This window comes from Streptomyces sp. NH27 (genome assembly GCF_056859195.1).
In genome coordinates this window covers 1-5,400 of the sequence record NZ_JACEGK010000538.1, presented here as the reverse complement: position 1 = coordinate 5,400, position 5,400 = coordinate 1, and the positions used below count along the sequence as shown (strand labels likewise).

Annotated in this window: 4 protein-coding genes and 2 tRNA genes; 1 reads left to right on the top strand and 5 read right to left on the bottom strand. The window is 68.5% G+C overall.

All coding sequences use genetic code 11. The features are described from left to right. Positions 1–54: 54 nt before the first annotated feature. From clpX to AC13HU_RS31320, 5 genes are all read right to left on the bottom strand, one after another. Entirely contained in the window at positions 55–1,338 is a 1,284-nt protein-coding gene (clpX, locus tag AC13HU_RS31340; RefSeq protein ID WP_202233721.1) for an ATP-dependent Clp protease ATP-binding subunit ClpX, read from the bottom strand. 161 nt (positions 1,339–1,499) lie between these two features. Continuing rightward, positions 1,500–2,183 (bottom strand): ATP-dependent Clp protease proteolytic subunit, encoded by a 684-nt coding sequence (locus tag AC13HU_RS31335; protein WP_483045358.1) that lies wholly within the window; start codon positions 2,181–2,183, stop codon positions 1,500–1,502. A gap of 115 nt (positions 2,184–2,298) precedes the next feature. Further along, complete coding sequence (locus AC13HU_RS31330) at positions 2,299–2,913, bottom strand: ATP-dependent Clp protease proteolytic subunit (RefSeq protein ID WP_483045357.1); 615 nt, start codon at positions 2,911–2,913, stop codon at positions 2,299–2,301. Between the two features lie 430 nt (positions 2,914–3,343). Further along, positions 3,344–4,777, bottom strand: coding sequence for a trigger factor (gene tig, locus AC13HU_RS31325; protein ID WP_483045356.1), 1,434 nt, complete (start codon positions 4,775–4,777; stop codon positions 3,344–3,346). A 185-nt stretch (positions 4,778–4,962) separates the two neighbouring features. Beyond that, positions 4,963–5,039 (bottom strand) — tRNA-Pro (locus AC13HU_RS31320). Between the two features lie 112 nt (positions 5,040–5,151). On the opposite strand from AC13HU_RS31320, the gene AC13HU_RS31315 reads away from it, so the two are divergent. Next, positions 5,152–5,225, top strand: a tRNA-Gly gene (locus AC13HU_RS31315). Positions 5,226–5,400 lie beyond the last annotated feature (175 nt).

Here is a 5,400-nt window from a genome sequence, read left to right as displayed (position 1 = left end):
GTCCGCGATGGACCGGGCGCCCCCTTTCGTGTGGTGTCAGGCAACCCGCAGGGGCTACGCGCTCTTCTGCTCGCCCTGGCCCGCGATGCGCGGGTCGCGCGGGACGAGGGTCGGGTTGACATTGGAGTGCACGACGTCGGCGGTGATGACGACGCGGGCGACGTCCTGACGGGACGGCACTTCGTACATCACCGACATCAGCACCTCCTCCATGATGGCGCGCAGGCCACGGGCGCCGGTCTGCCGCAGGATCGCCTGGTCGGCGATGGCCTCCAGCGCGCCGCGCTCGAACTCCAGCTCCACGCCGTCGAGTTCGAAGAGCTTCTGGTACTGCTTGACCAGCGCGTTGCGCGGCTCGACCAGGATCTGCAGCAGCGCCTCGCGGTCGAGGTTGTGCACGTTGGTGATCACGGGCAGACGGCCGATGAACTCGGGGATCATGCCGAACTTCACCAGGTCCTCCGGCATGATCTCGGAGAACTGGTCGGCCATGTTCAGCTCGCGCTTGGAGCGGATGGTCGCGCCGAAGCCGATGCCCTTGGCGCCCGCCCGCGCCTCGATGATCTTCTCCAGACCGGCGAAGGCGCCGCCCACGATGAACAGCACGTTCGTGGTGTCGATCTGGATGAACTCCTGGTGCGGGTGCTTGCGACCGCCCTGCGGCGGCACGGAGGCGGTGGTGCCCTCCAGAATCTTCAGCAGTGCCTGCTGGACGCCCTCGCCGGAGACATCGCGAGTGATCGACGGATTCTCGCTCTTGCGGGCGACCTTGTCGATCTCGTCGATGTAGATGATGCCGGTCTCGGCCTTCTTGACGTCGTAGTCCGCGGCCTGGATCAGCTTCAGCAGGATGTTCTCGACGTCCTCGCCGACGTACCCGGCCTCGGTGAGCGCGGTGGCGTCGGCGATGGCGAACGGCACGTTCAGCATGCGGGCCAGGGTCTGGGCGAGCAGCGTCTTGCCGGAGCCGGTCGGGCCGAGCAGCAGGATGTTGGACTTCGCCAGCTCGATGGCGTCGTCGTGGCCGGGGCGGCCACTCTCACCGGCCTGGACCCGCTTGTAGTGGTTGTACACCGCGACCGAGAGGGCCTTCTTGGCGGGCGCCTGCCCGACCACATAGCTCTCCAGGAACTCGTAGATCTCCCGCGGCTTGGGCAGGTCCTCCCAGCGCACCTCGGAGGACTCGGCGAGCTCCTCCTCGATGATCTCGTTGCAGAGGTCGATGCACTCGTCGCAGATGTACACACCGGGACCTGCGATGAGCTTCTTCACCTGCTTCTGGCTCTTTCCGCAGAACGAGCACTTCAGCAGGTCTCCGCCGTCACCGATGCGTGCCACGAGGTCTTTCCCCTTCGCCTGGGCTCCGCCGACCTTCAACGGAACCTGGTGCTTCTCTCATCGACGGTACCTTGCCGCGCCCCCCGTGTGGGCCCCCCTGGACGTACTCGCGGTCCGAGTACGGGCGGGGGCGCGCACGGAGGGCGCAGCTTACCCGTCCTTCAGACGCCCACGGACGTCTTGCGGGTGGACACGATCTGGTCGACCAGGCCGTAGGCCAGCGACTCCTCAGCGGTGAGGATCTTGTCGCGCTCGATGTCGTCGCGGATCTGCTCGATCGGCGTGGTGGAGTGCTTGGCGAGCATCTCCTCCAGCTGCTGGCGCATCCGGATGATCTCGTTGGCGGCGATCTCCAGGTCGGAGACCTGACCGCGGCCGGTCTCGCTGTACGGCTGGTGGATGAGGATGCGCGCGTTGGGCAGCGCCATCCGCTTGCCGGGGCTGCCGGCCGCGAGCAGCACGGCCGCTGCGGAGGCCGCCTGACCCATGCAGACCGTCTGGATGTCGGGCTTGACGAACTGCATCGTGTCGTAGATCGCGGTCAGCGCCGTGAAGGAGCCGCCGGGGCTGTTGATGTAGACCGAGATGTCCCGGTCGGGGTCCATCGACTCCAGGCACAGCAGTTGCGCCATCACGTCGTTGGCCGACGCGTCGTCGATCTGCACGCCGAGGAAGATCACGCGCTCCTCGAAGAGCTTCGCGTACGGGTCGTACTCGCGCACGCCCTGCGAGGTGCGCTCGACGAAGCGCGGAATGATGTAGCGGGCCTCCGCGCCGAACAGACCGGGCCGCTCGGCCGCGGTGCGCTCGTAGAGACCGCTGCCGGGGAAGTTCAAGGGGTTCACGTCCACCGTCTCCAGGTGATGAGGTGCGTCGATGTCGGGGGCCGGGCGGGCGCGGCCGGCGCGTCGGCGGTGCCGGGCAGGCACGGCCGGGCGGTCGGTGCGGGCGGCCTCATTTTCAGGAGGCGGGCGCGGCGCCGGTGCCGCCGCCGCCCGGGACGTGCGCGGCGGAGAGCATGACGCCGTCCACCAGGCCGTATTCCCGGGCCTCCTCGGCGGAGAACCAGCGGTCGCGGTCGGAGTCCTTGGTGATCTGCTCGAAGCTCTGGCCGGAGTGCTCGGCGATCAGCTCGGCCATCCGGCGCTTGGTGTGCAGCAACTGCTCGGCCTGGATCTTGATGTCGGTGGCGGAGCCGCCGAGGCCGGCAGAGGGCTGGTGCATGAGGATGCGGGTGTTCGGCAGCGCGAACCGCTTGCCGGGGGTACCCGCGGTGAGCAGGAACTGGCCCATCGAGGCGGCCATGCCCATGGCGATGGTGACGACGTCGTTCTTGATGAACTGCATCGTGTCGTAGATCGCCATGCCGGCGGTCACGGAGCCGCCGGGGCTGTTGATGTAGAGGTAGATGTCCTTGTCGGGCTCGGCCGCAAGGAGCAGGAGCTGTGCGGTGATCTTGTTGGCGATGTCGTCGTCGACGGCCTGGCCGAGGAAGATGATGCGCTCGCCGAGCAGTCGGTTGTAGACCTGGTCGCCGAGACCGCCGGGGCTCGGCTCGCCGGCGGCGATAGGCATCGGAGTCGTCACGTATCCACCTGCTCGTTGTCGGACGGTCGAAGCAACCGTCACGGTCTTCGTCCGGGCCGGGGGCGACCGCTGACCCTTGCCACACCCCTGCCCTCCTACTTGTGGACCCTAACGCGCAGGTGGGGCCCAGCAATCCCCTACGCGGGACTGTTCGCTGTGAGCGCATGCCGCGCGGTACGGGTTTGGAACGCCCCGGTCGCCGGGCGGACCGGGCACGGTGTTCGGGCCGCGGACCCGAAAAAGGGGCACGGGGAACCGCGCGACCGTCCACCGTGGCGGGCCGGGCCCGCAGGCCCAGCCTCCGCGGCGAATTCCCGGACCACCGGCCGGTGGTGGGTTGGTCGCGCAGTTCCCCGCGCCCCTGATGGGCGAACGCCTTCCGCAGCAGAACCCCCGTGCCCCTTCGGGCCGCTTCAGGTCAGTTCTTGTCGGCCTCGGCGGAGTCCGCGTCCTCAGCGGCCTCGGGGGCGTCCTCAGCGACCTCGGGGGCGTCCCCGTCGGCGGCCTCAGCGGCCTCGGCGGCCTCGTCCTCGTCCTCGTCGGACAGGTCGACGACCTCACCGTTGCTGTCGATGACCTTGACGGACTCGACGACGACGGCAAGTGCCTTGCCGCGGGCCACCTCGCCGACCAGGAGCTGCACCTGGTTGCCCTCGACGACGGCCTGCGCGAACTGCTCGGGGGACATGCCGGAGGACTGCGCACGGCGCATGAGGTGCTCGGTCAGCTCCTCCTGGTTGACCGACAGCTTCTCGGTCTTGACCAGCTCGTCCAGGAGGAACTGGGTCTTGATGCCCTTGACCGCCTGCTCGGAGACCTCCGCGTCGTACTCCTCGCGGGTCTTGCCCTCGCGCTCCAGGTACGTGTCCCAGTCCAGGCCGAGCGCCGGGAACTGGTGGTGCTCCAGGTTGTGGGTGCGCGTCTCGGTCTCGCTCGCCAGCAGCTTCTCCGGGATCGGCACCTCGGCCAGCTCGATGAGCGCGTCCAGCACCTTCTCCTGGGCCTGGGTGGCCTGGTCGTAGGTCTTGATCCGCTCAAGGCGCTTGCGGGAGTCGGCCCGCAGCTCCTCCAGGGTGTCGAACTCGGACGCGAGCTGCGCGAACTCGTCGTCCAGCTCGGGCAGTTCGCGGGCCTGGACGTCGGTGACGTCGACCTTGACCTCGGCCTCCTGGCCGGCGCCGGTGCCGCCGCTCAGCGAGGAGGCGAAGGTGGCGGTGCCGCCCTTCTCCAGGCCGGTGACGGCCTCGTCGATGCCGTCGAGGAGCTGGCCGGAGCCGATGGTGTAGCTGACGCCGGTGGCGACGCCGTCGTCCAGCACCTTGCCGTCGACCGACGCCTGGAGGTCGAGCACGACCACGTCACCGTCGGCGGCGGCGCGCTCGACCGGGGTGGTGGTCGCGAAGCGGTCGCGAAGCTGCTCCAGCGCGGCGTCGACGTCCTCCTCGGGCACCTCGATGGCGTCCACGGTGACCTCGATGCCGGTGTAGTCCGGGATCTCGATGGTCGGCCGGATCTCGACCTCGGCGGTGAACTTCAGTTCGTTGCCGTCGTCGAACTCGGTGATGTCGACATCAGGCTGGCCGAGCACGCTGTCGGAGAGCTCACCCTCGGTGACAGCCTCCGTGTAGAACTTCGGCAGCGCCTCATTGATGGCCTCTTCGAGGACCGCGCCACGGCCGAACCGCTGGTCGATGACGCGCGCAGGGATCTTGCCCTTGCGGAAGCCCGGCACCGTGACCTGCTGGTTGATCTTCTTGTACGCCGCGTCGAGGCTGGGCTTGAGCTCCTCGAAGGGCACCTCGACAGTGAGTCGAACCCGGGTCGGGTTCAGAGTCTCGACGGCGCTCTTCACGGTTGGGTCTCCTTGGGGGCTTTACGTTGATGGGGGCCACTCACTTGCGCGCGATCGGTGCCGCGCGTCGGGTCGCCGACCGCCCATCCTACCGGTACTGCCAAACGCGCCGGACAGGGTCGATCCCCTCCGCCGCGCGCTCGCCGTCCTCCCACCGCGCCGTCGCGCGACGGCCGCGTAACTGCTGGTCGGGGTGGCCGGATTCGAACCGACGGCCTTCCGCTCCCAAAGCGGACGCGCTACCAAGCTGCGCCACACCCCGCTGGTGCGACACGTAGAGTACATGCCTCCGTACGCCCAGGCAGCCGGTATTCACGCCCGACCGCCGAGCCGGTTCGACCGGCTACCATGCGGTGTGCCAGAATCTTGGCGTCGCGGGCGTAGCTCAATGGTAGAGCCCTAGTCTTCCAAACTAGCTACGCGGGTTCGATTCCCGTCGCCCGCTCCAGTTGCGCCGGCGCCGGCGCCCTGACCTCCGGGGTGCGCCGGTCATCGGTGCTCGTAGGACCTTGTGGCGAGTGGGTGCTGGGATATCTCCCGGCACCCCTTCGATTTGTGCGGGCGACGGCGTCGAGCACACGGTCGAGTACACGAGGGGGGCTTCTCCGACCCCGGGGTACGCC